The organism is Paraburkholderia xenovorans LB400 (assembly GCF_000013645.1).
Lineage (GTDB): Bacteria > Pseudomonadota > Gammaproteobacteria > Burkholderiales > Burkholderiaceae > Paraburkholderia > Paraburkholderia xenovorans.
This window is the reverse complement of sequence record NC_007951.1, coordinates 2,868,331-2,893,366: the sequence shown is the minus strand read 5'-3', so window position 1 is coordinate 2,893,366 and position 25,036 is coordinate 2,868,331. Positions and strand designations below refer to the sequence as shown.

26 protein-coding genes and 2 pseudogenes are annotated in these 25,036 nt (G+C 63.9%); 10 read left to right on the top strand and 18 right to left on the bottom strand.

Annotated elements, in window-relative coordinates:
* The first annotated feature begins 7 nt into the window (after window positions 1–7).
* The 3 genes from BXE_RS12860 (at window position 8) to BXE_RS12850 (ending at window position 3,135) form a co-directional block, all read left to right on the top strand.
* Entirely contained in the window at window positions 8–970 is a 963-nt protein-coding gene (locus tag BXE_RS12860; RefSeq protein ID WP_011488730.1) for an ornithine cyclodeaminase family protein, read from the top strand.
* Window positions 967–2,583, top strand: a complete 1,617-nt coding sequence (locus BXE_RS12855; protein ID WP_011488729.1) for an MFS transporter — start codon at window positions 967–969, stop codon at window positions 2,581–2,583. Before BXE_RS12860 ends, BXE_RS12855 begins: the two co-directional genes overlap by 4 nt.
* 153 nt (window positions 2,584–2,736) lie before the next feature.
* Window positions 2,737–3,135: a RidA family protein gene (locus BXE_RS12850; RefSeq protein WP_011488728.1), complete on the top strand. Its 399-nt coding sequence runs from the start codon at window positions 2,737–2,739 to the stop codon at window positions 3,133–3,135.
* Window positions 3,136–3,328: 193 nt separating this feature from the next.
* Here the strand turns inward: BXE_RS12850 and BXE_RS12845 are convergent, their stop codons facing one another.
* Window positions 3,329–4,591 (bottom strand): multidrug effflux MFS transporter, encoded by a 1,263-nt coding sequence (locus BXE_RS12845; RefSeq protein ID WP_011488727.1) that lies wholly within the window; start codon window positions 4,589–4,591, stop codon window positions 3,329–3,331.
* Window positions 4,592–4,616: 25 nt separating this feature from the next.
* Here BXE_RS12845 and BXE_RS48185 point away from each other — a divergent pair, with 25 nt between their 5' ends.
* Entirely contained in the window at window positions 4,617–4,859 is a 243-nt protein-coding gene (locus BXE_RS48185) for a PrpF domain-containing protein (RefSeq protein ID WP_158340948.1), read from the top strand.
* A 97-nt stretch (window positions 4,860–4,956) separates the two neighbouring features.
* Here the strand turns inward: BXE_RS48185 and yghU are convergent, their stop codons facing one another.
* Window positions 4,957–5,832 (bottom strand): glutathione-dependent disulfide-bond oxidoreductase, encoded by an 876-nt coding sequence (gene yghU, locus BXE_RS12840; RefSeq protein ID WP_011488726.1) that lies wholly within the window; start codon window positions 5,830–5,832, stop codon window positions 4,957–4,959.
* A 248-nt stretch (window positions 5,833–6,080) separates the two neighbouring features.
* On the opposite strand from yghU, the gene BXE_RS12835 reads away from it, so the two are divergent.
* Window positions 6,081–8,429, top strand: coding sequence for a hybrid sensor histidine kinase/response regulator (locus BXE_RS12835; RefSeq protein WP_011488725.1), 2,349 nt, complete (start codon window positions 6,081–6,083; stop codon window positions 8,427–8,429).
* A 30-nt stretch (window positions 8,430–8,459) separates the two neighbouring features.
* On the opposite strand, the gene BXE_RS12830 is transcribed toward BXE_RS12835, so the two are convergent.
* The 3 genes from BXE_RS12830 to BXE_RS12825 form a co-directional block, all read right to left on the bottom strand.
* Window positions 8,460–10,301, bottom strand: a complete 1,842-nt coding sequence (locus BXE_RS12830) for a thiamine pyrophosphate-requiring protein (protein WP_011488724.1) — start codon at window positions 10,299–10,301, stop codon at window positions 8,460–8,462.
* Window positions 10,302–10,437: 136 nt separating this feature from the next.
* Window positions 10,438–10,590 (bottom strand): hypothetical protein, encoded by a 153-nt coding sequence (locus BXE_RS46520; protein WP_158340949.1) that lies wholly within the window; start codon window positions 10,588–10,590, stop codon window positions 10,438–10,440.
* Window positions 10,591–10,723: 133 nt separating this feature from the next.
* Window positions 10,724–11,200 carry an NUDIX hydrolase gene (locus BXE_RS12825; protein ID WP_011488723.1) on the bottom strand — a complete coding sequence of 159 codons (477 nt, stop codon included), beginning with the start codon at window positions 11,198–11,200 and terminating at the stop codon, window positions 10,724–10,726.
* A gap of 257 nt (window positions 11,201–11,457) precedes the next feature.
* On the opposite strand from BXE_RS12825, the gene BXE_RS12820 reads away from it, so the two are divergent.
* Both BXE_RS12820 and BXE_RS12815 read left to right on the top strand, forming a co-directional pair.
* The gene (locus BXE_RS12820; protein ID WP_011488722.1) at window positions 11,458–11,970 is read left to right on the top strand and encodes a hypothetical protein; all 513 of its coding nucleotides are present in this window, start codon (window positions 11,458–11,460) and stop codon (window positions 11,968–11,970) included.
* Window positions 11,971–12,060: 90 nt separating this feature from the next.
* Window positions 12,061–12,258 carry a DUF2964 domain-containing protein gene (locus BXE_RS12815; protein ID WP_038457802.1) on the top strand — a complete coding sequence of 66 codons (198 nt, stop codon included), beginning with the start codon at window positions 12,061–12,063 and terminating at the stop codon, window positions 12,256–12,258.
* A 27-nt stretch (window positions 12,259–12,285) separates the two neighbouring features.
* Here the strand turns inward: BXE_RS12815 and BXE_RS12810 are convergent, their stop codons facing one another.
* The 3 genes from BXE_RS12810 to BXE_RS12800 all read right to left on the bottom strand — a co-directional run bounded on the left by BXE_RS12810 (window position 12,286) and on the right by BXE_RS12800 (window position 13,581).
* On the bottom strand, window positions 12,286–12,762 hold the full coding sequence (locus BXE_RS12810; protein WP_011488720.1) for a hypothetical protein: 477 nt from the start codon (window positions 12,760–12,762) through the stop codon (window positions 12,286–12,288).
* Between the two features lie 35 nt (window positions 12,763–12,797).
* Complete coding sequence (locus BXE_RS12805; protein WP_038457804.1) at window positions 12,798–13,172, bottom strand: DUF3564 domain-containing protein; 375 nt, start codon at window positions 13,170–13,172, stop codon at window positions 12,798–12,800.
* A 73-nt stretch (window positions 13,173–13,245) separates the two neighbouring features.
* The gene (locus BXE_RS12800) at window positions 13,246–13,581 is read right to left on the bottom strand and encodes a c-type cytochrome (RefSeq protein ID WP_011488718.1); all 336 of its coding nucleotides are present in this window, start codon (window positions 13,579–13,581) and stop codon (window positions 13,246–13,248) included.
* A gap of 227 nt (window positions 13,582–13,808) precedes the next feature.
* Between BXE_RS12800 and BXE_RS12795 the strand changes: the two genes are divergently transcribed.
* Entirely contained in the window at window positions 13,809–14,093 is a 285-nt protein-coding gene (locus BXE_RS12795; protein WP_085953616.1) for a DUF1488 domain-containing protein, read from the top strand.
* Window positions 14,094–14,195: 102 nt separating this feature from the next.
* Entirely contained in the window at window positions 14,196–15,182 is a 987-nt protein-coding gene (locus BXE_RS12790; protein WP_011488716.1) for a zinc-dependent alcohol dehydrogenase family protein, read from the top strand.
* Window positions 15,183–15,280: 98 nt separating this feature from the next.
* Here BXE_RS12790 and BXE_RS12785 read toward each other — a convergent pair.
* From BXE_RS12785 to BXE_RS12740, 9 genes and pseudogenes are all read right to left on the bottom strand, one after another.
* Window positions 15,281–15,499 (bottom strand): annotated as a pseudogene (locus tag BXE_RS12785) (helix-turn-helix domain-containing protein); the annotation flags it as partial.
* A gap of 38 nt (window positions 15,500–15,537) precedes the next feature.
* A protein-coding gene (locus BXE_RS12780) for an IS3-like element ISBxe1 family transposase (RefSeq protein WP_085953580.1) occupies window positions 15,538–16,712 on the bottom strand; the annotation gives its coding sequence in 2 pieces (ribosomal slippage) (window positions 15,538–16,457 and window positions 16,457–16,712; 1,176 coding nt in all).
* A 66-nt stretch (window positions 16,713–16,778) separates the two neighbouring features.
* Window positions 16,779–17,354: pseudogene (locus BXE_RS12770) on the bottom strand (cyclic nucleotide-binding domain-containing protein); the annotation flags it as partial.
* Window positions 17,347–17,778, bottom strand: coding sequence for a response regulator (locus tag BXE_RS12765; protein WP_011488715.1), 432 nt, complete (start codon window positions 17,776–17,778; stop codon window positions 17,347–17,349). The pseudogene BXE_RS12770 and the gene BXE_RS12765, both read right to left, overlap by 8 nt.
* Window positions 17,779–17,998: 220 nt before the next feature.
* Window positions 17,999–18,649, bottom strand: coding sequence for a response regulator (locus tag BXE_RS12760; RefSeq protein ID WP_011488714.1), 651 nt, complete (start codon window positions 18,647–18,649; stop codon window positions 17,999–18,001).
* A complete protein-coding gene (locus BXE_RS12755; protein ID WP_038457810.1) occupies window positions 18,646–19,992 on the bottom strand; it encodes a PAS domain-containing sensor histidine kinase in 1,347 nt (448 codons plus the stop codon). Before BXE_RS12755 ends, BXE_RS12760 begins: the two co-directional genes overlap by 4 nt.
* 297 nt (window positions 19,993–20,289) lie before the next feature.
* Window positions 20,290–21,117: a universal stress protein gene (locus BXE_RS12750; RefSeq protein ID WP_011488712.1), complete on the bottom strand. Its 828-nt coding sequence runs from the start codon at window positions 21,115–21,117 to the stop codon at window positions 20,290–20,292.
* A complete protein-coding gene (locus BXE_RS12745) occupies window positions 21,114–21,620 on the bottom strand; it encodes a universal stress protein (protein WP_011488711.1) in 507 nt (168 codons plus the stop codon). The genes BXE_RS12750 and BXE_RS12745 overlap by 4 nt, the downstream gene beginning before the upstream one ends.
* 37 nt (window positions 21,621–21,657) lie before the next feature.
* Entirely contained in the window at window positions 21,658–22,494 is an 837-nt protein-coding gene (locus tag BXE_RS12740; RefSeq protein ID WP_011488710.1) for a universal stress protein, read from the bottom strand.
* Window positions 22,495–22,710: 216 nt separating this feature from the next.
* Between BXE_RS12740 and BXE_RS12735 the strand changes: the two genes are divergently transcribed.
* Window positions 22,711–23,226 carry a flavodoxin family protein gene (locus tag BXE_RS12735; RefSeq protein ID WP_038457813.1) on the top strand — a complete coding sequence of 172 codons (516 nt, stop codon included), beginning with the start codon at window positions 22,711–22,713 and terminating at the stop codon, window positions 23,224–23,226.
* 78 nt (window positions 23,227–23,304) lie between these two features.
* On the opposite strand, the gene BXE_RS12730 is transcribed toward BXE_RS12735, so the two are convergent.
* Window positions 23,305–24,936 (bottom strand): oleate hydratase, encoded by a 1,632-nt coding sequence (locus tag BXE_RS12730; protein WP_011488708.1) that lies wholly within the window; start codon window positions 24,934–24,936, stop codon window positions 23,305–23,307.
* Window positions 24,937–25,036 lie beyond the last annotated feature (100 nt).

The window sequence follows — 25,036 nt, the reverse complement described above, 5'->3', positions numbered from 1 at the left end:
AGGCTTCATGATTCATTTGACGGATGCGCAGATCGACGAGCTGATCAATATCGACGATGCGATCCCGGCGCTGGAGCGGGGATTTCGCGGACTTGCGAATGGCCACGCAGCCGTGCAGCAGCGCGTGCGTACCGAGGCGGACGGGGTAAAACTCTCGACCCTGGGCGCGGTGGTGCCCGAACTGGGCGTTGCCGGCGCCAAGGTCTATTCAACCATTGCCGGGCGATTCAACTTCTCGATCGTGCTGTTCTCGACGGTCGACGGCAGTCTGCTGGCGACGCTGGAGGCAAACGCGATTACGCGCCTGCGCACCGCTGCAACGACAGTGGTGGCCGTGCGCGCACTTGCGCGACAACAGGCAACCACCGCGGCCATTTTCGGCACGGGGGTTCAGGGGCGGGCGCACGCACTGGCACTCGCCGCTCATACGCAGCTCAGGTCATTCCGTATCGTCGGTCTGGAGGGAACGGAGGAGCTGGCGGCAGAGGTCAGTGCAGCGGGCGCATCGCGCGGTGTCGAGGCCGTCGTTTCAGATGCGGCGGACGCGGTCCGCGGTGCGGACGTCATCGTTACGGCAACCCGTGCGACGGGTGCGCTGTTCGACGGTACAACGGTGGCGCAAGGCGCGCTTGTCGCCGCCATCGGCTCCAGCCTGCCTCACACGCGCGAACTCGATGACGCGCTGATCGCGCGCGCTTCGCGGATCGTGGTGGAGTTGCGGGATCAGGCGCGCCAGGAGGCGGGCGACCTGGTCCTCGCGAAACCGGGCACCTTCAGCTGGGAAGATACCGTCGAACTCGGCAATGTTCTCGTCGGCAGCGAGAAAGGGCGCGTGCGGGATGACGACGTGATTGTCTACAAGGCAGTAGGCATCGGGTTACAGGATATTGTTCTGGCGGGGATTGCATGGGAGAAGCACGTGAGTCGCAACATGATCAGATTGCGGGGAGAGTTGCAGGGGCTGCAATGAGCATTGCGCCGGGCAGCGTCCGCGAGGAAGAGAGCTCCGCCGGTCAGGGCATCAGGTCGTTCCGGCAGTCACTGCTTGCGATGCTGGGGCTATCGAGCGTGGTCATGATGGTCGCGATCGACCAGACGGTGGTCGGTACGGCTTTGCCGTCTATCGTCGCGGATCTGCATCGCTTCGATCTCTACGAGTGGGTCGCCACCTCCTACCTGCTGACGTCGGTGATTACCGTGCCGATTTTCGGCCGGCTCGGAGACTGGCTGGGAAGAAAACCCCTGATCGTCATTGCGATCGTGCTCTTCACTGTTGCATCGGCGTTGTGCGGTTTTGCGCAGACCATGCCCATGCTGATCGCCTGCCGCGCATTGCAGGGGATAGGCGGCGGCATGCTGGTCGGAACCTGCTTTGCCTCCATACCGGACCTCTTTCCGGATCCGGTGGTGCGGCTGCGCTGGCAGGTCCTGTTCTCGAGCGCCTTTGGTCTGGCCAATGCCGTCGGGCCGTCGCTCGGCGGCTTTCTGAGCCAGCATTACGGGTGGCGCTCCGCCTTTCTCGTCAACATACCGGTGGGCGTTGTAAGCCTTTATCTCGCAGCGAAGCATCTGCCGCATATCCGGCATGCCAGGTTCGAGCGGTTGAACGCGGACTGGAAAGGAGCATGTCTGATTACCGTTGCGCTGGGCTCGCTTCAGCTCCTCGTCGAGGCGGCAGGTAGTACGGGTTCCCATGCCGGCCTCTACGCGGCGGTGGCCGTGCTTTCGATGGGATTGCTGGTGCGGCAGGAGCGGCGCGCGCCCAATCCCGTCATTCCGCCCGGCTTGCTCAAGGATCGCGCGACCCTCGTGCTGCTCGTGCTGTCGCTGCTGATGGGCGTCGCGATGTTCGTGCTGCTCTTTTATGTGCCGCTGCTGTTGCAGGGCGGTCTGGGGCTCGACGCCGGCAAGGCTGGAATCGTCGTGACACCGATGGTCGTGTGCATCACGGTCGGCACCATTACCAACACGCGCATCGTGACTCGCCTGGAGAAGCCGAACCTCCTGCTGTATCTCGGGTTTGGTCTTCTCGGCGTGTCCTGCGCGGCGATTGCTTCTGTCGGCGCCGGCGGTGCGAGCGTGGGGTTCGTCGTCGCGATGGTGATGGCCGGCGTCGGTATCGGGTTTGTGATGCCGAACCTGACCGTGTTCGTGCAGCAGGTCGCCGGAAAAACGCGCCTCGGCATTGCCACGGCGCTGATCCAGTCGGCACGGATGGTGGGCGGCATGCTGGGTACGGCGATGGCGGGGACGATGGCGCGCCACCTGTATCGAGCAGGGCTCGAACCGGTGTTGACGGCGAAGGCAGCCGCAGCGCCCGGACATTGGACCCTTGCGTTGCAGGACCCGCAAACGCTCATGTCGGCGCAGGCGGCAGCGGACTTCGCCGGGCACGCCAATCACGCCGGCTTCGATGGCGAGGCAATGCTGGGGGCGGCGCGCGCGGTGCTCGTCCACGCGCTGCAAACGTCGCTCTTCGGGGTCGCGCTGCTGATGGCCGCGGCGTGCGTGATTGTGCGGCTACTGCCGTTGATTCCGATTACCTCGATAGCGGCATCGAGGCAGCAGGGCGCACCGGAATAATGACTACGCCGACGGCCCGAAAGAGTGCGAGTGCACCGCGTCATTTCTGGCAATCAATGTACGCGGCTTCTCTGGCGACATGGATCGAAGCCGTCGCACAGGAAGCCGCCCGGTTCAGGGTTGCGCCGATTCTGCACAATTTGCGGGGACACGATGACAATCGACGGAAAAGCAGCGCCGCTTGGTAATTACCCCGCGGTGAAAATTTTCGGAAATCTGATCTTTGTTTCGGGTATCAGTGCGCGCCTGCCGGATAATCGCGTTGCGGGAGTCGAACAGATTGGTGGGCAGATAAAGGGTGACGCGGCGATACAGACGCAGGTTATCCTGGACAAACTTGACGCGCTGCTCCAGGAACATGGCTCGTGTCTGGAGGAGTGTCTTGACGTCACCGCTTTTCTGACCGATATGGACGACTTCCCGGCATTCAACCGGGTCTATGCCGAACATTTCCGGATCGAAACGGGGCCGGCCCGCACCACGCTCGCCGTTAAAGCGCTGCCGAAGCCCGGGATGGTTGTCGAACTGAAGGTTGTCGCGGCTCGTCCGTGAATTCGACATGCAATATCGAGTCTTTCTGAGCGCGCGCAGCGCGTTGATAGAGCATAGGTGTCGTCATCAGGACGCGTAAGGCGCCAGGTTGCGACGGTCTGGCGGAACCTCACGAGCCCTCGTTACTCAGGACCGCACGTCGTTTCCATACACTCCGTTTTGACGTGCGGCGAATTCGGAAGCAGAAGCGTACTTACACCGCTTCGCCGCTCCCGCGTGCCACGGCTGCGGACTGAGGTTGCGCCAGATGGCGTAGCAGCTTAGTCACCATCGCCACGACCGTAAGGGCGAGGATCACAAAAAACACCGCCAGCGACGTCAGTTCCTGGACCGATACGAAGCCGGCCAGTCCCATCATCGCCGACGAGACCAGCAGCAGCGCACACCCGAGGATCGCGCTCGTCAGGCCCGCGATGTGCGGGAACAGCGAATTTCCCTTGGCCATCAGAGTCGGATACATCGCACCCGCGCAGAACCCCATCACCAGCACGGGCAGCGCGAGTGTCCACACTCGCAGGCCGACTGTCAGCGCCAGAACCAGCATCGCAATCGACGCGGCCGCCATCACGCGCGCGCCGATGCGCAGCCGCTGTTCCGCATCCGGCAGACGTGCGCCGTGCACACGATTCGAAAGCCCGCCGAGGAAGTACATGGCCCCGATGCCGAGCGCGAGGTAGCCGAAAAAAGTCGGCGGTTTGTGCAACGTGTTCTGCACCATGAAGGGCCCGACGATGTTGAACACGAGCAGGATGCTGTAGCACAGGCCTTGCGCGAGGAAGCAGCTCTGGAACACCGGGCTCGACAGCACCTTGCCCGCATTCGCCATCAGCGTGCGCGGCGCGAGATGCACCGGCTGCACCAATGTTTCGCGGTAGCGCCACAGCAGTCCCCACATCACCAGCGAATAAACCAGCAGAAAGACGAGGCAGGCTTGCCAGCCAAACCACGTTTGCAGATGCGCGCCGATCACCGGCGCCACGATCGGCGCGAGTCCCCACGCGATCGACATATAGGTGAACGCATGCACCAGCGCTTGTCCGGCGAACGAATCGGTGATGATCGCTTTCGCGAGCAGGTTCGTGGTAGCGATGCCGAATCCTTGCAGACAGCGGGCAAGAACGAATGTCTCCAGATTCGATGCGACGAGTGACAGCAGGCAGCCAAGCGTGTAGATCACGAGCCCGAAAGCCAGCACGCGTTTGCGTCCATAAGCGTCGGCCACCGGTCCGAAGACGAGTTGGCCGAGCGCATAGGCCACCATGTATCCGGACACGCTCGACTGGATCGCCTGAGGGGATGTCGCAAAGAAATGCGCCATCGCGGGTAGCGCGGGTACGTAGATGTCGATTGCGAGTTGTCCGGCCGAAGCGAACAGGCAGATCAGGAACAGCAGGAAGCGCGGCGAGTTCGGTGGGCGCGCGGTAGAAGTGGAACAGTCGGTGATAGTGTGGTTCATGACAGCATAAAGGGAACAGATTCTGGTGACGGGAACAGGCGCGATCGTCCTGGCCGTCGCGGCGGCGATACCTGGAGCATGGGCGCACGGGGTCGCTGCGGCGCCAGGCTGGGGCGCCGGCCCAGTGCGCATCGGGCATCCGTCGGGCGCCACGGCTATCGCCGCCGAAGTGCTGCAGGCAGGCTCCCGATGGACAGTTGCGACAGCGGATCTCAGCCGCGCCGCCTGTCGTCTGATGGCGGGCTGGGTTTATGTGCCGGCCAGATAACGGCCGGTATCCCGGGGTGCCGGTGCATCGCCGAGGCTTTCGCTGACGGGCACGCACACGCGTGCCCATTGCCCTGCGAGATCACCCAAAACCCCCGTTACTTCTGCGCGGCCAATATGTCCTGCGTGCTCGTCTCGAAGTCGCTTGCGTCGTGACGCTCGTGCAATTGATCTGAAAGCTCGCCGGACACGCGGTTGACCTTGCGTCCACGACGCACCGCGGGACGTTCGCCGATCGCGTTGGCCCAGCGTTGAACGTGCCGGTAGTCCTGCACCGACAGGAATTCGCCCGCCTCGTAGAGCCAGCCCTTGACGAGGCCGCCGTACCAAGGCCAGATCGCCATGTCGGCGATCGTGTACTCGCTGCCCGCCACGTATTCGTTTTCCGCGAGCCGCCTGTCGAGCACGTCGAGCTGACGTTTTACTTCCATCGCGAAACGGTCGATCGCATATTCGATTTTTGTCGGCGCGTATGCGTAAAAATGGCCGAGGCCGCCGCCCAGATACGGGGCGCTTCCCATCTGCCAGAACAACCACGACAGGCATTCGGCGCGCGCGCCGGCTTCGGTCGGCAGAAAAGCGCCGAACTTTTCGGCGAGATACAGCAGAATCGCACCGGACTCGAAAACCCGGATCGGCGTGGGGCCGCTGCGATCCAGCAGCGCGGGGATCTTGGAGTTCGGATTCACGGCCACGAAGCCGCTGCCGAACTGGTCGCCTTCACCGATCCTGATCAGCCACGCGTCATATTCCGCGCCGCTGTGGCCGCTCGCCAGCAGTTCTTCGAGCATCACCGTGACCTTCACGCCGTTCGGCGTGGCCAGCGAGTAGAGCTGCAGAGGATGGCGGCCGACCGGCAGTTCCTTCTCATGCGTGGCCCCCGCGACAGGGCGGTTGATGTTCGCGAAGCGGCCGCCGTTCTCCTTGTTCCAGGTCCATACTTTCGGCGGCACGTAATCGGCGCGGTCACTCATGCTCAGGCTCCTTGTGTCCGGGGGGGACAAGTGTTTTCGCAGAGAGATTAACAAATCGGCGCGGAACGCGCTGGCGGTGCTCCCGGCCGAAGCGGCGCCCGGCCGGCCGGTTGCAACTGATTTTTGCGTTGCATAACGGCGCGGGGTGGTTGGTGAGGCAAAGTCTCTCGCGGTATAGTGCGACGATTACGATAATGCGTTTGCTTCGCGTTCACTGACGAGCAACTCTGGAAGAAAGGAACGCCATAATGAATTCGCCCCTGTTCGATGGGCTCGACTCGAACTGGTCAGTCAGGTGGGTGGAATCCGTCTCCGATTACGCGATCTTTGCACTCTCACCGGACGGCCGGATCCAGAGCTGGAATCCCGGCGGAGAAGCCATTTACGGATACCGGCGTGACGAGGTCCTGGGCCAGCCGCTGGACATCCTCTATACAGAGGAAGAGCGGTCAAAGGGTCTACCCGCGGCAGGTCTGGAGACCGCGCGGCGGACCCACCGCTACGACACCGAAGGGTGGAGAGTGCGCAAGGACGGCACCGTCTTCTGGGCGAGCGTGGTGACGACCACCTTGCGCGCGGAAGACGGTCAGATTACCGGCTTCGCGAAGATCGTGCGGGACATGACCGACAAGAAGACCGCGCACGACGCGGTTCTCGAAAGTGAACGGCGTTTTCGCATGCTGGTTCATGGCGTGACCGACTACGCGATCTATATGCTCTCGCCGGAGGGCATCATTACCAACTGGAACCCGGGCGCGCGACGGATCAAGGGTTACACGGCGGAAGAAGTCATTGGTTCGCATTTTTCGCGCTTCTACACGCCCGAAGACGCCGCGGCCGGGTTGCCCCAGCACGGCCTCGCGGTCGCGGCGCGCGAGGGCCGTTTCGAGGCCGAAGGCTGGCGCGTCAAGCGCAATGGCGAGCGGTTTCTGGCGCACGTCGTGATCGACGCGATCCGCGACGACGACGGCATGCTGGCGGGATTTGCCAAGATTACCCGCGACATCACCGAGCGCTCGGAAGCCGCCCGGCTTCTGGAAGAAACCCGCGCGGCACTCTTCCAGTCGCAGAAAATGGAGGCGATCGGCAAGCTCACCGGCGGCGTCGCGCATGATTTCAACAACGTCCTGCAGGTGCTGCGGGGCAATCTCGAACTGCTGGAACACCGGCACGGCCGCGACGCATGGACCCGTGAGCGGCTCGAAAAGGCGATCGACGCCGTGGAACGCGGCGCGAAGCTGGCGTCGCAACTCCTTTCGTTCGGCCGCCAGCAGCCGCTGCAACCGGTCGTGATCAATCTGGCGCCCGCCATACGGGGCATGGACGACCTGCTGCGCCGCGCGCTCGGCGAGACCGTGGAGGTCGAGACCGTCGTGGCCGGCGGCTTGTGGAACACGCTCATCGACATTCATCAGCTGGAGAACGTGCTGCTGAACCTGGCGATCAACGCGCGCGACGCGATGCCGGACGGCGGCAAGCTGACCATCGAACTATCGAACGCGATGCTCGACGATCATTACGTCGCGGGACTGCCCGACGTGCCGCCGGGCCAGTACGTGCTGCTTGCGGTAACTGATACCGGTACGGGTATGGCCGCCGACGTATTGCAGCGCGCCTTCGATCCATTTTTTACCACCAAGCCGGAAGGCCGGGGCACTGGCCTCGGACTGAGCACCGCGTACGGCTTCGTGAAGCAGAGCGGCGGCCACATCCGCCTGTACAGCGAGGTCGGGCACGGTACGACCGTCAAGATTTATCTTGCCCGGTCGATGGGAACCGCGGTTGAACCGCCGCAGAGGAGCAGCGTCACGCTGCTGAGGGGCGCCGAGACCGTCCTTGTCGTCGAAGACGACCGCAAGGTCCAGTCGACGGTAGTCGACACGTTGTCGGGTCTCGGCTATAGCGTGCTGAAGGCGGACGACGCGGAGCAGGCAATGGCCGTAATCCGCAGCGGAGTCCATATCGATCTGCTGTTTACCGACGTCGTCATGCCGGGGCCGCTGCGCAGTCCGGACATGGCTGCGCAGGCGCTTCAGTTCCTGCCGCGCCTGAAGGTGCTGTTTACCTCGGGCTACACGCAAAATGCGATAGTTCACGGCGGCCGGCTCGACCCGGGGGTGGAACTGCTGAGCAAGCCCTACTCGCGTGAACAGCTGGCTTACAAGATCCGGCAACTGCTGGGGCCGTTCACCGGGCAGACCCACGTCGACGCGCAGGAAGAGCCCGCCGCGCGCAGTGATGTCACCGCCGTCCTGCGCATTCTTCTGGTGGACGATGATCCCGAATCCACCGAGGCCATCGGCGCGCTGCTGAAGATGCTGGGCCACGAGCCTGCGATGACCGATTCGCCGGGAGAGGCGCTGAACTGGCTGAAAACCAGATCGTTCGATATCCTGATTGCGGACCTTGCGATGCCCGGCATGTCGGGCATTGAACTGGCCCAAAAGGCGGTGCAACGGCGGCCCGAGCTGCGAGTGGTGTTCGCGTCCGGCCGTGAGATGCCGGACGTACCGGGGTTGGACTTCGTCTGGAAGGCGCTGCGAAAGCCTTACGCGCTGGAGGATCTCAGCGCGGTGCTGGAGGAATTGCGTCAATAGCCTTCGGCACTTCGGCGGGCGCCGCCGCGCTCACTTGCTGTGATGGCCCGGCAGCACCGCGTCGAGCACCTGCTTCGCCGTCTCGACTATCACATTGCCTTCGTTGGGATCGCCCTTCATCAGCGTCGATGCAAACGCCTTCGCCTGGGCCAGCGTGATATGCGGCGGCAGCGGCGCGATGTTGGGATCGGCCTTCACTTCGATGACCACCGGGCGGTCGGCGGCGAGCGCATCGTCCCAGGCGGCGCCCATCTGCTGCGCGTCGTCGACGTAGATGCCCTTGAGGCCGATCAGTTCCGCGAACTTGTGATACGGCACGCAGGGAATGTCCTGCGATGCTTCGAACTTCGGATCGCCTTCCATCGCGCGCTGTTCCCACGTCACCTGGTTGAGGTCCTGGTTGTTCAGCACCATGCAGATCCAGCGCGGATCGGACCAGCCTCGCCAGTACTTCGACACGGTGATCAGCTCGGCCATATTGTTCATCTGCATTGCGCCGTCGCCGACGAGCGCAATCACAGGGCGCTCCGGATACGCGAATTTGGCGGCGATCGCATATGGCACGGCGGCGCCCATCGACGCCAGTCCGCCCGAGAGCGAACACATCATGCCGCGCTGCACTTTCAGGTCGCGCGCGTACCAGTTCGCCACCGAACCGGAGTCGCTCGTGACGATCGCGTTGGACGCAATGCGCTTCGACAGTTCCCACACGGTGAGCTGCGGATTGACGGCGTCCTTGCCCGGCTCGTGCGCACGCTTGTCGAGCGTTTTCCACCAGTCTGCGCTCCAGCCTTCGACCCGCTTGCGCCACGCGCGATCCTTCTTCTCTTCGAGTAGCGGCAGCAGCGCGCGCAAGGTTTCGGCACTGTCGCCGACCAGATTCACTTCCATCGGGTAACGCAGGCTCAGCATGTCGGCCTTGATGTCGATCTGCACGCCGCGCGCCGCGCCTTCCTTCGGCAGAAATTCCGCGTACGGAAAACCGGAGCCGATCATCAGCAGCGTATCGCATTCGGCCATCAGGTCGTAGCTGGGTTTGGTGCCGAGCAGTCCGATCGAGCCGGTCACCCACGGCAGATCGTCGGGCAGCGCGGCTTTGCCGAGCAGCGCCTTCGCGACCCCCGCACCGAGCTTTTCGGCGACGGCGATCAGTTCGTCGGTGGCGTGCAGGCCGCCCGCGCCGACGAGGATCGCCACTTTCTTGCCGGCGTTCAGGATATCGGCGGCTTGCTGAAGATCGTCGGGGTAGGGCACGAGGCGCGGCGCGCGATAACCCACGCCCGAATGCAGCGTGCCGTGCTTGCGTCCGGGTGCTTCGTAGGGCAGATCTTGCAGATCATTGGGCAGGATCAGCGCCGTGACCTTGCGTTCGGAAAGTGCCGTGCGCACAGCGCGGTCGACCAGATGGCGCACTTGCGCGGGCACCGTAGCCTGTTCGACGAAAGCTCCGGCCACGTCCTTGAACATGGAGACGAGGTCGAGCTCCTGCTGATAGTGACCGCCGAGCGCGGCGCGCGCCTGCTGGCCCGCTATGGCGAGCACGGGCATATGGTCCATGCGAGCGTCGTACAGTCCGGTCAGCAGATGCGAGGCGCCGGGGCCGGAGGTCGCGATGCATACGCCAAGCTCGCCGGTGAATTTTGCATGGGCCGCCGCCATGAAGGCGGCCATTTCCTCGTGGCGAACCTGGACGAATTCGATCGCGTGCGCGCTGTCGTCGGATCCTTTTTTGCGGTGCCTGGCGGCTTCGGTTTGCGCGCGGTTGAGCGCGCCGAAAACGCCGTTGATGCCGTCGCCGGGGTAGCCATAGATGCGGCGCACGCCCCAGGCGTGAAGTCGTTCAATGATGAAATCGCCGACGGTTTGAGACATCAGGCTCTCCTTCGTACACGGTGCATGAGGGTGGTCGAAGCAACGGCGAGCAAGCGCTGTTCCCTGCCGTTGCAGGCGTGGCGTAAGCTGATCCGGGTCCTGTCGCGCCGCAAGACATGCTTCCTCCGGCCGGCATTCAGGCTGCGCACATCTCGCGCTGTGGCACGTCGCGTTGCTCGGGTGCGGCGTGGCGTTCGCCGCGGTGCTTGTCGCCGAGCTTGCCGCCGAGTTTGCCGCGTGCCTGTTTGCGCGAGCACTCAGGTTTCGGGGAGCGGGCGGGCTGCGCCATTTTTTTCTTGCCACTAACGCGTCATTTTTTCAAACGTTGAAAAAAGCTTGGCGTGACAGATGCCGCGTGTCGCAGCGGTGATGGTGACGACCCCGCCCGCGACGCTGCGCGTGGCGCGTCGCGTGCGAACGGTTCACAGGGACGGGTCGCCTTGCATGACCTTCGCACCGTGCCAGGTCAGGAACAACTCGACGATCGACCGTGTCGGGATACTGGCCGGCAGCGCTGCTATCTCGGCCGGACTGAACCAGTCGCACCGCGAGATTTCGTTGCAGGGCTTGGGTGACACGTCAAGCGCGAGGTTTGCCGCAAACACATGGTGCCGTTTCGCGAGGCCGCCAAACTGGAAAAGGTAATCGAGCCTTGACTGCTCGATGGACGTTTCCTCTCTGAGCTCACGCACGGCCGCCTCCACGGGCGATTCGGCGAGTTTGACCGTGCCGCCCGGCAATGACCATCGCAAGGGCCAGGACAGGCGCGTTCGGGCTACGAGAAGAATCCTCCTGTCCCGGATACAGATGACGGTCGATCGGTCTTTCATTGTGTTCCGTGCCGGGATTGACGCAAAGCGGGTCGCAGTCGGCTCAGGAGCGCCGCCGCCGAACAGCACTTCGGGAACTGGCTCAGAGGCAACTAACGTGCCGGGTCCGGCGCGGTTGCCTGCCGATTCGAGCCGGTTCAAAAAACCCGCCGCATTCGATACATTCGATGCCCGCCTGCGTAGACTATCTCCATGCGAAACGGGCAACGTCTTTTCCCGCCAGGGCCACGGGAAAGATCGCGCGGACGTTGTGGCCCGCGCGAGTCCAGCCGTTCCGGCGTCCGTTTGCGGGCGAACACAGCGAATTCATCAAGGAGTAGAAACGCATGCCAAAAGCCGCCGCAGCGACGCCGTTCCATGTTTTCGAGCGTCTGGTCGTCAGCCTGTATGACGGCGGCGTGCTGTCGCCAGCGGTACTGGAGCGTGTCATCGGCGCGTTCGCGCACGCGGATGCCGACTGGAACACGGCCCCTCATGCCCGTTCCGTCGACGGCCGCTCGCTGCATGAAATCGTCGTGCTGACGATGCTGCCCGGCGATGCCCTGCAGTCGCCTTCGGACTCGTTCATGAGCGTCGTCGAACATATCGCCGGCGTATCGGTGCCGGCACGCACTGCAAATGCAGATGCAAATGCCGAAGACGGTCAGCGGGCGCGCGCAAAAAACAGAAAAAACGCAAATGCGGACGAAGACTCCGGCACAGATGAACTCCTCGCGCAATTGTCCGGCGGCGCGCAGCCGGACAAGCGGCGCCGCTCAAAAAAGACCAACCCGCCAGCGCGTTCGAACAGCTTCAATCCATTCCTGAATGCGGCGTTGCCGCGTACAAAGAAGCCGTGACCGCTACGGCGATTGACGCTCATCAAACCCGACCGGCCCGCAAGGCCGATGATGTCCTCACCACTCCGTTCAGACTTCATGGAGGACATCATGGTCCGCTCAGAAAATAGAATCGTTTTTTCGGCCATCGCCGTATTCGTGGCACTCGCAGGTATCGCGGCGTCGATTCGCGGTTTGCTCTTCGATGAGGCGCCGGTGTTTCACTACGGCGTCGCGGCGCTGATCGTCGGCGTCGCGTGTTTTGTCATGCTGCTCAATTCGACAGCCGACGGCGACGGGCACGGTTAAGCCATGAGCGTTGTTGCGCGGCACCGCTCATGCAACATCCGGCCGGTGTCCGCACTTCGTCACGCCTGAAGGCCCGTCCGGTTCCACGGGCGCGAGCCGCAGCGAACCCCAGCCGAGCGGCGCAAACACATGGCCGCCAGCCAGTTCCACCAGTTCCACGAATCGTTCGAGCGATACGCCCGCGGCAATTCGCACCGGCGCGTTATTGATGAAATCCTGCGTGCGCAGCCAGGGCGCGTCGCCGCGGTTGATTTCGTTGACGCTGCGCGCGCGGCCGTCGTACCCGGCGTCGGGCGGCAACAGCGGCCCATCGAACGCCACGGTCAGAATCTGCTGCGCCGCGTCCTCGTAGGGCAGGCCGGCGTGCTGTTCATAGGGCGCGCGTTCCCAGCCGTCGCCCCATTGCCCGGTGAGCGGCAAGCGTGTGAAATAGGCCCACGGCACGCGCACGAAGCAGAGTCCGTACGCGTGACGGACGCCGTCCAGATCGGTGGTTAGTCCCATGACGGTGGCCTCCCGCAGGTCGAGACATCAGCGTTTCACAGGTCGCTGTCGGAGGCGAACAGGCCGTGTTCCGGCTGCACCTGTTCGTTGTCGACACATTGCACGTGCCAGTGGCCGGTCATCAGGGTGCGGCCGCGTTCGGCGCACCATTGGGCGCGACCGGTTTCGCCTTCGAACGGTCCATCGCGGTCATTCAGATCGAGCCCTTCCAGCACACAGACGGGCGTCGTATCGTGCGGCCCGCATACGAGCGTATTGCCGCAATCCACGTGCAGCGTGCCCCATTCGGGCAGTTCGAGCCCGAGATGGCCTTCACGCGACCATTTCCGTGCGTCCTTGTCGAGCCACAGGATTGCAAATGCCATCGGATGGACACGATCGAACGTGTCGAGGTGGACAGTGAGACGCATGAAAGTTCTCCGAAACGTACGGCCGTCGTTCAATCGAAGCGGACCGCGAGACATCGCGGCTCCGAAAGCGGGTTTATTGACTTAGTACCCATTGCACCAGCGTATGGGCATCTTCCGCCGACAACGGGCCGCCGCGATCGCCCGGCAGCGGCATCGCCATGTCGCCCCAATGCGCCTTGCCGCCGAGCCGCAGTTTGTGCTCGAGCATGAACTGCGCATTCGGTACGTTGCGATAGCGTTCGGCGATCTGCTGGAACGACGGAGCGAGAAACGGCGCATCCCGGGTGTGGCAAAACATGCAGTGCTGCTGATCGACCAGCGCGGCCGGTTCCGGCTCGGCCCGCGCGGCGCCGGCTACCAGCACTAACGCCGTACACGCGACGAGGCAGCTTCGGAATAAGGCATTCACGGCAAGTTCTCCTGCGCAGGGGATGAGTTCAGTGTACGGGGACCAGGTTGGGTGCCGTTGACTTCGGTCAACCAGGACGTAATGCCTGAATTTGACGTCCCGCGCATAGGTCCTATGCTGCTGACAGGCGGGCGACGCATAGGTCGCATCCGTCCCGAAGCGTGGCGCGCGGCGCGTAGGTGCGCGAACACGACCGGTCCAGCTTCGCACCCTGCGCAACGAATCAGGTGACGGTCATGAAGATTCATTTTCCTGAAGAACGTCCGGAGTACTGCGCGCGCGATCTCGTCGTCGCGTTTCCTGCCGAAGTGGACGGCGAGCGTGTGCAGTGCGCGATTACCGCGGAAGCGCTCGAAGATCATTTCGGTGCAGCGTCGCTGCGCGAGGACGACCTGATTAGCGCGTTCAACTCGAACCGGCATCCGATCGAACACGCCGCAAGGCAGTTGCTCCACGAGATCGGCGGCAAACCGGTGCTCATGCATAGCGGCTACTTCCGCTTTTGCGAGTGAATGCCGGCAGGGCAGCCGGCGTGGGTCGCAGTATCGCGTCGCGATGCTTGCCGCGGCGGGACTTGATATGTACGCTGGCTTACCAGGTTTGAGGAGAACCGTATGCGTGCGATGGTGTTCGACGGTAGCTCAGCGTTGTTGCGTGAGCAGGAGGTGCCGGACCCGAAGCCCGGTCCCGGGCAACTGCTGATCCAGATTCACGCGTGCGGCGTGTGCCGCACCGATCTTCATCTGGTTGACCATGAGCTCGAGCATCCGAAGCAGCCCGTGATTCCGGGCCACGAGATCGTCGGTACCGTGGCCGGGCTCGGCGCGGGTGTGACGGGCTTTGCCGTCGGCGACCGGGTGGGCGTGCCGTGGCTCGGCCACACCTGCGGGCATTGCCGCTACTGCCTGTCGGCGCGGGAAAATCTCTGCGACGAACCGGGCTTCACGGGCTATACGATCGACGGCGGTTACGCCGAGCGCACCGTCGCCGACAGTCAGTATTGCTTTCATCTGCCGGCGCAGTACCCGGATATCGAGGCGGCGCCGTTGCTGTGCGCGGGTCTGATCGGCTACCGCACGTTGAAAATGGCGGGCGACGCCCAGCGGATCGGCATTTACGGTTTTGGCGCGGCGGCGCATATCGTCGCGCAGGTCGCGCTTCATCAGAAGCGCACGGTGTATGCGTTCACGCGCCCGGGCGATCACGCGGCCCAGCAACTCGCGCTGCGCCTTGGCGCGGCGTGGGCGGGCGGCAGCGACGAAGCGCCGCCCGCCGAGCTGGATGCAGCCCTGATCTTCGCACCCGTCGGAGCGCTCGTTCCGCAAGCATTGCGCGCGGTGGCAAAAGGGGGGACGGTGGTGTGCGGCGGGATTCACATGAGCGACATTCCGTCATTCCCCTACGCATTTCTGTGGGGCGAGCGGCGCGTGGTATCGATCGCCAATCTGACGCGCGAGGACGGACTTGCCTTCATGCGAATTGCTACCGAGCGGCGCCTCGAGATCGACACGACCACTTACGCGCTGACGGATGCGAACCGGGCACTGAGCGATCTGCGGGATGGCAGGTTAACCGGCGCCGCGGTGCTCGTAGTCCGGTAGTCCGGTAGTCCATTAGTTCGTTGGCCGTTTGGCGCGACGCGGCGCGCCATTCCGTTGCCGTGCGCTTCGCGCTGGCGCTACCTTCCGGCCCCGGCGAATCAAACCCGCACGAGACCGTCGTGATCGAGGATGCGGATATTCTTGCCGTGTGCGTCGAGCAATCCGTCACGCTGGAATTTGGAGAGCATCCGGCTTACCGTTTCGAGCTTGATGCCGAGGTAGCTGCCGATTTCCTCGCGCGTCATGCGCAGGTAAAACTCGGCCGGCGAATAGCCGCGCATTCTCAGGCGGTCCGACAGATTCAGGAGGAACGTTGACGTTGCCCGCGAATTTCGGATCCCTTAGCTGAGTGAGATTATGCCACCCGTTGGTTCTGGGCAGCGTACCAGTCCCGCTCGAACTGCATCGGACTGACGTAGCCCAACGTCGAGTGCAAGCGCGAATGATTGTAGAAGCTCAACCAGTCGATTACCTCGTCCATCGCTTCCCGACGCGTTGCAAAGCGCTGGCCAAGGATGCGTGCTCGCTTGAGCGATCCCCACAAGCTCTCGGTCGGCGCGTTGTCCCAACAATTTCCTCGACGGCTCATCGAGCTGCGCATGCCGTAGCCCTTAAGCAGGTCCTGGAAGTCACGACTGCAATACTGGCTACCGCGGTCGCTATGGACGATCAGGCCCGCTTCCGGCCGGCGGCGAAACCACGCCATACGCAGCGCGTCAGACACCAGCTCCGTGCGCATGTGCGGCTGCATCGACCAGCCCACCACCTGACGGCTGAACAGGTCGAGGATGACGGTCAGAAACAGCCAACCCTCGTCCGTCCAGATGTACGTGATGTCCGTAGTCCAGACCTGATCTGGACGCGCGGGAGAGAAGTCTCGTTGCAGCAGGTCCGGCGCGACCGGCAGGCTGTGGTTGCTGTCGGTCGTGACCTTGAACCGGCGTTTGGTCTTCGCCCTGATGCCGTGCAGCTTCATGAGCTGTTGGACACGATCCTTGCTGACGCGAATGCCCTGGGCCAGCAACTTCTTCCACACGCGCGGCCAGCCGTACTCGCCTTTGGATTCAGCGTGCACGGCCTTGATGTGCACCAGCAGAGCGTCGTTGCTGATGCGTCGGCGCGCTCGGTCAGTATCGACATCCCGCGCCTTGCGCGCGTGGTAACCGCTGGGGCTGACACCCAGCACCTGGCAGGTCAGGGACACCGGCCATTGTCGGCTGTGAAGCTCGATCCAGGCGTACTTCATGCCGACACCTTTGCAAAGTACGCCGTGGCTTTTTCCAATATGTCGCGCTCCATTTTCACGCGTGCCAACTCCGCGCGCAGCCGGGCAATCTCCATCTGTTCAGGAGAAACCTGTTTGCCTGCGCCGTTCAGCTTCCCAGCGGCATCGGCCTTAACCCAGTTGTGCAGCGTCTTCGGGCTGATACCCAGTATCTTCGCCACCGCCGCCATGCTCTGGCCGCCGCGGACCATGCGCACGGCTTCCAGCATGAATTCCCGCGTATATCGGGCTCTCGGATTACCCATCTTTCCTTCCTCCTTGCGTGAGTTTTACACACTCAGCAAGGGATCCATTTTTTGCGGGCAAGCTCACGTCGCCACGCGCTGTTCGGCGGACATCGTGCCGAGCAACATCATCTGCGATGATTCGCGCACGATCTCGCCGCCCATCATGCGGTGCACGTGTTGCTGGACGGCCTTGACCTCGCGGCACATGGTTTCGAGCAGATGGAACGGGATGATGCACATCTTGCTGTCTTCGAGCGCGATGGCGTCGCAGCTGTGGTGGCCGGAGCACACGCCGTCCAGGCCGAGGGAGTCGCCTGCGAGGTGAAAGCCGGTCACCTGTTCGCGGCCGTCGCGATGCATGACAACGGTCTTGAACGATCCCACGCGCACCACGTAGATGCTCTGGAACGAATCGTTCGCGCGGTAGATCGTCTCGCCCTGTTTGATCGTGCGCGATGGGCAGATCAGTGCTTCGATCCGTTGCAGTTCCGTGGGCGTCAGACCTTGCGGCATGCAGATCGAGCGCATCGAGCAGGCCGTGCAACCCAGTGCGTCCTTGCGCGGCGCTTGCACGGCGATCGGCACCACCCGGGGAGCGGGCGACATCGGCGGGAAGACGACGGCAGGCGCGGGGACGGAATAGGCGAGGACGTCAGACATGATGTGCTCCAGATGGTTGAAAGGTGCGCGTGCGGTATTCGCTGGCGATCCGCTGGATCGTGTTGCGCGCGAGATCAAATTCGCTGGTCTTGTCGAAAAAGTAGTGGGCACCGCCTATCAGGCAGGCACGCCGAAACCATGCGCCCGAGTGGTTGGTCAGCACGATCGCGATCACATGGGGCATTCTTTTTGCCAGCGATGCGAGCAGTTCCATGCCGGTGCCTCCGCTCAGATGCAACTCCGTCACGACCAGATCGGCCGCGCCAGTTTCGACGCCCGCGAGTGCGGCGCCGGCTTCTTCGGCTTCGCCGACAATTTCCACGCCGTCCAGCGTGCCAAGCAGTGCGGCCATACGGCGCCGCACGGATACTGCGTTGTCGACCAGAAAAACTCGGAGGACGGGATTCTCGGGGCTTGAGTTCATGGCTCGAAGTATCGGCCGCGCTGTCTCAAAATAAAATCGGCGCCGAACGAACTTCGAGTAGGTGAGCGTGAAGGTTTGTAGGGAGTTTCCTACATGGGGGCGGGATGCACCAGGAGAGTCCCTGGGTGCGAAGGGTGGTGGGTCGTGGTGCAGATTGGAGAGAGAAAACGGGCGCCGCCGCCTGCGGCATGGCGCGCAGGCGGCGGCGCCGGGAAAACGTCTAGATGTCGCCTTCTTCGTCGCTGACCAGTTTGTGGCGCATCGCATAGCGCACGAGGGCGGCCTCGTGCGGCATCTGCATTTTCTCCAGGATGCGCGTCTTGTAGGTGCTGACGGTCTTGCTGCTCACACACAGCTCGGCCGCGATCTCCGTGATGGTCTGACCCGCGGCAATCCGCTTCAGAACGTCGAACTCCCGATCGGACAGACGCTGATGCGGCAGCAGATCGGCGGGTTCGTTCAGGCTTTGCGCGAACCGTTCGGCCATTGCGAGGCTCACGTAGACACCGCCGGCCGCGACTTTGGTCACGGCGGCCACCAGTTCGGCGCTCGCGCTTTCCTTCGTCAGATAACCGGACGCACCGGCCTTGAACGCGCGCACCGCATATTGCTGTTCGGCGTGCATGGTCAGCACGAGAATGCGCAGCGTGGGTTTTTCCTCCTTGATCTGCTTGATCAACTCCACCCCGTTGCGCCCGGGCATGGACAGGTCGAGCACCAGCACGTCGGCGGCCCGCTCGCGGATCAGCGCGACGGTGCTGGCGCTATCGTCCGCTTCGCCGACCACTTCGAAGCCGCTTGCGCCCTTGAGGATATGGCGCAGACCGTCGCGCACCAGCGCGTGGTCGTCGGCAATCAGGACGCGGGTCATGTTTGCATCTCCTGCATCTGCACGGTTTCTGCCGGAATGGTGACGGTGAGCGCAAAGCCCTGGCCATGCGCGGTATGAATGTCGACCGCGCCGCCGAGCATGTGGGCGCGTTCGCGAACGCCGAGCAGGCCGAAGGACTTGGTGCCCGGCTCGGCCGCGCGATGCACGCCCTGGCCATTATCGGCGATGCGCAGCACGAAGGTCTGATCGCCCGCGCGCAGGCTCAGCGTGACCAGCGTGGCATCGGCATGGCGCGCCACGTTTGTGAGCGCCTCCTGCACGATCCGGAACAGCGCGGTGGCGCCTGCCGGGCTGAAGCGCGCGTCGCCGGTTTCGATATCGCGCTCCACGTCGATGCCGTAGCGGTTGGTGAAGTCGGTGGCGAGCCACTCGATTGCGGGAATCAGGCCGAGGTCGTCGAGCATGACCGGCCGCAGATCGGCCGCGATGCGGCGCACCGAGGCCACGGTCACGTCGATCAAGCGGCGCATGCCTTGCAACTGCTCGCGCACCGGCCCGCTTGCCGCGCCGTCCAGCGCCTGTTCGACCGACGAAATGTCCATTTTCAGCGCGGTGAGCTGCTGGCCGAGATCGTCGTGCAGTTCGCGCGCAATACGCGTTTTTTCGTCTTCGCGGATGTTCTGCAAATTGGCCGACAGCTCGCGCAGTTCCTCACGCGCCTGGCGTTGCGCACGTTCCGCTTTGACGCGCTCCGTGATGTCGCGCAGCATGACCGTATAGAGGCGGATGTTGCCGTCGCGGATCTGCGAAATCGAAGCCTCCAGCGGAAATTCCTCGCCGTTGGCGCGCAAGCCCGCCAGCACGCGCTGCTTGCCCATCTGCCGGTCCGACACGCCCGTTACGCCGAACTGCGCAACATGCTGTGCGTGCGCCGCCCGAAAGCGATCCGGGATGAAGCGGGCCAGCGGCGCGCCGATCGCGTCCATCGCGGAGCAGCCGAAAACCTGTTCCGCCATCGGATTGAAGATGACGATCCGCTGCTGCTCGTCGATGGTGATGATCGCCTCCATTGACGAACGGATGATCGCCATCATGCGCGCTTCATTCACGGCAGACTGGCTGTGGCGGGCGTGTTCCTCGCTGCGTGCGGACAGGCCGTCGCGCCGCGCGCGCACGAGCAGAAACACGCTCGTGGCCAGAAGCAGGGCGGCGGCGACGCAAATGAAGAACGCCGGGTCGAACCAGTGCCGGGCGGCCAGCATGGCGGTGAGCGTCACGACGAACGCGGCAGCGGCCGCAGTTGCGGGCTGGGCCACGAGTGAGCCGGCTCGCTCACGCAAAACGGCACTGCGCGATGTGGGCGTCTTACCGCTGACGGGCATGTGCATCTCTTTGGAATGACTGCGAACAAGGATCGGACGCGCCGCCCGACGACGTCGGTACGGCGGCGCGCACGGCAAGCACGTCTGTTCCGGGTGGTTCCAGGGTTCTTCGTACGGCCACAGGCCGGGGAAACACCGCGCGGAAAGTTTGTGTTTGCGCTCATTGTCCGTGAAACGCCGGGTTCATGCCAGTCCTGCCGGTCGGCGAGGGGCGCGGAAGGCCTGCCGATTGCCGCTGGAGCGGACACCGGGCACCCGCCTGGTGTCGAGGTATATCGAGATATATCGAGGTATGGCTCAATGCGACATCAGCACGGGCACGGTCATCGACTGAAGCATGGTGCGCGTGACGCCGCCAAGCAGCCGTTCCTGGGCCCGCGCATGGCCGTATGCGCCCATTACCAGCAGATCGATATGGCGGTCGGCCAGCGCATTGAGCAGCATCGAGCCGGTGTCGAGCCCGGACACTTTCGGCACGGCCGTGAAGCTCGCCTCGATGCCGTGCCGCGCCAGCCAGGCGGCCACGTCGATGCCGCTCGGCTCGCCGTAATGTGGATGACGTTCGACTTTCACGATCGTGACAAAACCGGCGTCGCGGATGAGCGGCAGCGCGTCGGTCACGGCCCGCGCGCACTCCCGGCCGCCGTCCCAGGCGATCATCACATTGCCGATCTGAGGCCGCACCGGCCCCGCGTACGGCAGCACGATGGCCGGCCGCCCGGCGCCCATGATCACGTCTTCCACGAAATCGCGCGCGATGAATGCGTCGCGGTCTTCGGGGTCGTCCTGGCCGAGGATCAGCAGATCCGCGTGGCGTGCATGCAGAATCGCGGTAGCGGTCGGCGCTCCGTCCGGCGCGCGCCATTCGACGCTGAGTCCGGCGCGATTCGCCGCGGCGAGGAAGGCCGCGTGCGCGCTCTTGAGGCTTTTGTCCCGTTGCACCTCGCGGGCGGCGCTCCAGATGTCTTCGCCGTGCAGAAAGAGCGGCCCTGCCGGGTCTTCGCAAACCAGGTAGAGACCGATCAGATGCGCGTCGTGGCGGGCGGCCAGATCGAGCGCATAGTCGAGCCGGGCGGCGCAGTGGGTGCTGTCGTCGAGATGCACCAGCAGGGTTTTGCAGTTCATGACGGATCCTTGACAGGCTCGGCCGCGGCCTGGGCGAGACGTGCGGCAGGCGCTGCACAATGCGCCGAGATCAGCAGCACCGGACAGGTGGCGATGCGCAGAAAATGTTCAGCGACGCTACCCAGCACCAGCCGTCGCACACCGCGCCGGCCGTGGGTGCCCAGTACCACGACATCGGCATTGAATTCCTGCGCGGCGAGCAGGATGCGGTGCGCGATGTCGTCGCCCGTCAGGTCGGTTTCGACCATCCGCGACGGTCCTTGCACGCCCGCGCTGGCCATCAGCGCGGTGGCGTCGGCGAGCACGTGCCTGCCTTCCTCGACGAGCGCGTCGCGCACGTAGGACGGGTCGTAGCCCGGCACGTCGTAGGACATCAACGGCACGTCCACCACGTAGAGCGGCTGCAGTCGCGCGCCTGAATCGCGCGCCAGTTCGATCGCGGCAGCCAGCGCGTGCGACGAGGTTTCGCTGCCGTCGACGGCAACCAGAATCTGTTTATACATGGCGAACACTCCAGAATAAGAAGGGCAGATGCCGCGCTCAGTGCGACATCAGTACCGGCACGGTCATCGAGCGGAGAATCGTGCGCGTGGCGCCGCCCATCACCAGTTCACGCCAGCGCGCGTGGCCATACGCGCCCATCACCAGCAGATCGGCGCCGCTGTCGGCGACCTGCGAGAGCAGCACCTCGCCGACCGATCCGCCCGGCCCGGTTTCGATATCGGCGAGCTCGACGCGCACGCCATGCCGCGCGATCACGGCGGCGATGTCCGCGCCGGGAATGCGGCTGCCTTCGCCGTCGTCCGTGCCATTGACGGTGAGGACGGTGGTGCTGCTCGCCGCCTGCATGAACGGCAGCGCGTCGTGCACGGCGCGAGTGGCTTCGCGGCTGCCGTCCCACGCCACCAGCACCCGGCTGCCCGTCGTCCTTTCATTGCCTGCATAAGGCGCGAGCAATACCGGCCGGCCGCTCGACAGCACGAGGTTTTCCGGGAAAAAGTCGCCGACATACGATTCCGGGTCGCCCGGATTGTCCTGACCGGCCACGATCAGGTCGGCGCAGCGGCCCGCGCGCGGTATGGCGAGACTGGCGGGCTCCTCGATGGCGAGCCATTCGCCCGACACGCCGGCGCGCCGCAATTCGGCGTGAAACAGGCGTTCGAGCGCGGCGCTGCGCTCGGCGCGCATCTCCTCGTGCGTGCGGTAATACTCCGCCGTGCCGGCCATCACATAGAGCGAGCGCGGGTCCGGCGAGAACACGGCGAACGCGCCGACCAGATGCGCGCCGAACTGGTTGGCCAGACGCAGTGCGATTTCGAGCCGCGGATGGGCGCGCTGGCTGGTGTCCAGATGAACAACGATGGTTTTGTAGCTCATGACAGTCGCTCCGGAAGAAAAGGTGACGCACGCACGGGTGAGCTTGAGTCTATGAACGGTGGCGCCGGTCTCATTGACGCAGATCAACGGCGCTTCCAGCGCGGCGCGTGAAACCGTTATTTGACTTGCGTCATGAGCCGCCGGCGGGGCCCACTTATGCTCCCGACATGTATGGCGCCATGCGCGCCTGAGCGTTTTGCACAGAAGGAGCAAGTCATGTCTGAAGCCCGTGTTCTAGTCGTTTTTTTCTCGCGTACCGGTACCACGCGCACGCTCGCTTCAACGCTCGCCAGGATGCTGTCCGCCGACATGGAGGAAATCTGCGATTGCACTGAACGGCGCGGCGCCTTGGGGTATATGCGCTGTCTTGTCGACTCGTGGCGCAAACGGCCCGCCGAGATCGTCCCGGCAGGGCTCGACACCGCACAATACGACCTGGTGGTGGTGGGCACGCCCGTCTGGGCGGGCTCGGTATCCGCGCCGGTGCGGGCGTACCTGCTCGAAAACCGCTGGAAGTTCAGACATGTCGCGTTTTTTTGCAGCCTGGGCGGCCTCGGCGGTCAGACCGCCTTTGACGAGATGCGCGACCTGGCCGGCAAGGCGCCGGTCGCGCAATGCAAGGTGCGCGCCGCGGAAGTGCACCGCGGCGCGGTGGCCGCGTCGCTGTCGCCTTTCATGACCGTGCTGAAACGGCATCTTGCCAACTATCGGGCGCTCGCATGGGCCTCATGATCCGGGACTGCGTTCAGGCTGTAATGCACCTGCCGGTGCGCCGCGTGAAGCGACGGCGCACGAAGCCCGCACTGTCGTCTAGCGGTGATGCAACGCGGAAACCGCGCCATACAGCACGCGCGGATCGTGCTGCCCTTTGTACACGGCCGGAGCGGACCTGTTCAGGCCGAGCAGCGTATACACAGCGGTCTGCGCGGAACGCACCGAATATTCGACGGTGAACACCACGTCGTTCGGCAACTCGCAAAACTGTCCGACGAACGCGAGGTTCGCCCAGCCTTCGGGCACCACTTGCGGCCGGTCGCCGCGCTTGCGCCGCAGGAACTGGCTGGTAATGAACGGCATCAGGCACGGAATGCAGATGGCGTCGTCGAGAATACGCGGGGCTTCGGCCTGAATCTGCAGATGGCCGAGAAGCTCCGTCATGATTTCGCGGCCCGTGCACTCCGCCATCGGCTTGCTGACGAAGTTGCCCGGCCGGTCGATATGCAGCCCGTAGCCCCAGAACACCTCGACGTCTTTCGGCTGGCCCATGAAATGAGGCTGGTGAGGCAGCACGATCGAGGCGAGCCAGTTCGATTGCGGGAAGGTGATCAGACCGCCTTCGCCGGGCACGTTGCCGGTCAGATCGCGGACCAGACGGAACAGCGTCCGGTCATGCAGCGTCGCGGTAAACGAGAGCCACCTGGATTCGTCGACATGATCGGCAAAGACCGAAGGGTGGCCAAACCCGGAATGCCCCTCGGCGATGGTTTTCCACAGCGCCCACGCGCCGCTGCTGTCGTCGTGATTGGGCACGGCGGGGTGATCCGTGCCGCCCAGGCTCGATCCCGCCGTCATTGAACCGAGCGTGACGATGACCTTGTCCTGCGCGCCCACCGCGATCTCGACACGACGGTTTTCCTGTTCGCACACAATGCCGGCGACCCGGTTCAGTTCACCGCTTTCGTCGTAATGCAGATCGACGACGCGCGTGTTGGTGCGAAATCTCACCCCGCGTTCGTCGAGCCATTTGCGCAGCGGCCGCACCATCGAATCGTACTGGTTGTAGACCGTGCGCATGATGCCGTGCAACTGGTTGAAGCCCGACGTCATGTGCGCGAAACGCAGCAGATAGCGCCTGAATTCGGCGGCGCTATGCCACGGCTGGAAGGCGAACGTGGTGCACCACATGTACCAGAAGTTGGTTTCGAAAAAATCCGGCTCGAAGTGGTCGGCAATCCGGCTGTCGCCAAGCATGGCTTCCGGTTCGATCGACAGACGCCCGAGCGTCAGCAGATGGGTTTCGGCAAGCCCGTACGACGGCGTGTCCTCGCGGTGGCCGTCGCGCACGAATCGCGCTTTCGACGAGGTGCGGATGGTTTCGTTCCAGTCGAAGATTTCCTTCGTGACGCTGCTGCGGCCGTCCAGCGTGGGGATCGAGTCGAACAGATCGTAGGTGCACAGATACTTGCTTTCGAGCATCCGTCCGCCGCGCACGACATAGCCTTCCTGCGGCGATCCGGCGCCGTCCAGGCTGCCGCCCGGTTTGTCGAGTGCTTCCAGGATCGTGATGCGCGCGCCGGGCATGTCGGCGTCGCGAATCAGAAAGGCGGCGGCCGCCAGCGATGCAATGCCGCCGCCGACGAGGTAGAAATGTCCGGAGGCGATGGCTTCGTTGCGGGCAGGATCCGCGGCCGCCTGCGTGGCCGGGTAGTCGGAATTCTTCATGTGATGCTCCCCGTGGGGTAATGGCCGTGGACGTATTGCTGAACCATACTCGCGCGGCGGAACAGGCTCGTTGAGTTGGATCAACGCCGCGCGACGGGGC

Excerpts from the sequence above, each read along its gene's own strand:
- BXE_RS12855 (WP_011488729.1), top strand. The coding sequence starts at position 967 with ATGAGCATTGCGCCGGGCAGCGTCCGCGAGGAAGAGAGCTCCGCCGGT.
- BXE_RS12810 (WP_011488720.1), bottom strand. The coding sequence starts at position 12,762 with ATGGGACTAACCACCGATCTGGACGGCGTCCGTCACGCGTACGGACTC.
- BXE_RS12850 (WP_011488728.1), top strand. The coding sequence starts at position 2,737 with ATGACAATCGACGGAAAAGCAGCGCCGCTTGGTAATTACCCCGCGGTG.
- BXE_RS46520 (WP_158340949.1), bottom strand. The coding sequence starts at position 10,590 with ATGGCGCAGCCCGCCCGCTCCCCGAAACCTGAGTGCTCGCGCAAACAG.
- BXE_RS12750 (WP_011488712.1), bottom strand. The coding sequence starts at position 21,117 with ATGAACTGCAAAACCCTGCTGGTGCATCTCGACGACAGCACCCACTGC.
- BXE_RS12845 (WP_011488727.1), bottom strand. The coding sequence starts at position 4,591 with ATGAACCACACTATCACCGACTGTTCCACTTCTACCGCGCGCCCACCG.
- BXE_RS12820 (WP_011488722.1), top strand. The coding sequence starts at position 11,458 with ATGCCAAAAGCCGCCGCAGCGACGCCGTTCCATGTTTTCGAGCGTCTG.
- BXE_RS12790 (WP_011488716.1), top strand. The coding sequence starts at position 14,196 with ATGCGTGCGATGGTGTTCGACGGTAGCTCAGCGTTGTTGCGTGAGCAG.
- BXE_RS12835 (WP_011488725.1), top strand. The coding sequence starts at position 6,081 with ATGAATTCGCCCCTGTTCGATGGGCTCGACTCGAACTGGTCAGTCAGG.
- BXE_RS12760 (WP_011488714.1), bottom strand. The coding sequence starts at position 18,649 with ATGACCCGCGTCCTGATTGCCGACGACCACGCGCTGGTGCGCGACGGT.
- BXE_RS12735 (WP_038457813.1), top strand. The coding sequence starts at position 22,711 with ATGTCTGAAGCCCGTGTTCTAGTCGTTTTTTTCTCGCGTACCGGTACC.
- BXE_RS12745 (WP_011488711.1), bottom strand. The coding sequence starts at position 21,620 with ATGTATAAACAGATTCTGGTTGCCGTCGACGGCAGCGAAACCTCGTCG.
- BXE_RS12740 (WP_011488710.1), bottom strand. The coding sequence starts at position 22,494 with ATGAGCTACAAAACCATCGTTGTTCATCTGGACACCAGCCAGCGCGCC.
- BXE_RS12830 (WP_011488724.1), bottom strand. The coding sequence starts at position 10,301 with ATGTCTCAAACCGTCGGCGATTTCATCATTGAACGACTTCACGCCTGG.
- BXE_RS12815 (WP_038457802.1), top strand. The coding sequence starts at position 12,061 with ATGGTCCGCTCAGAAAATAGAATCGTTTTTTCGGCCATCGCCGTATTC.
- BXE_RS12805 (WP_038457804.1), bottom strand. The coding sequence starts at position 13,172 with ATGCGTCTCACTGTCCACCTCGACACGTTCGATCGTGTCCATCCGATG.
- BXE_RS12860 (WP_011488730.1), top strand. The coding sequence starts at position 8 with ATGATTCATTTGACGGATGCGCAGATCGACGAGCTGATCAATATCGAC.
- BXE_RS12765 (WP_011488715.1), bottom strand. The coding sequence starts at position 17,778 with ATGAACTCAAGCCCCGAGAATCCCGTCCTCCGAGTTTTTCTGGTCGAC.
- BXE_RS12730 (WP_011488708.1), bottom strand. The coding sequence starts at position 24,936 with ATGAAGAATTCCGACTACCCGGCCACGCAGGCGGCCGCGGATCCTGCC.
- BXE_RS12755 (WP_038457810.1), bottom strand. The coding sequence starts at position 19,992 with ATGCCCGTCAGCGGTAAGACGCCCACATCGCGCAGTGCCGTTTTGCGT.
- yghU (WP_011488726.1), bottom strand. The coding sequence starts at position 5,832 with ATGAGTGACCGCGCCGATTACGTGCCGCCGAAAGTATGGACCTGGAAC.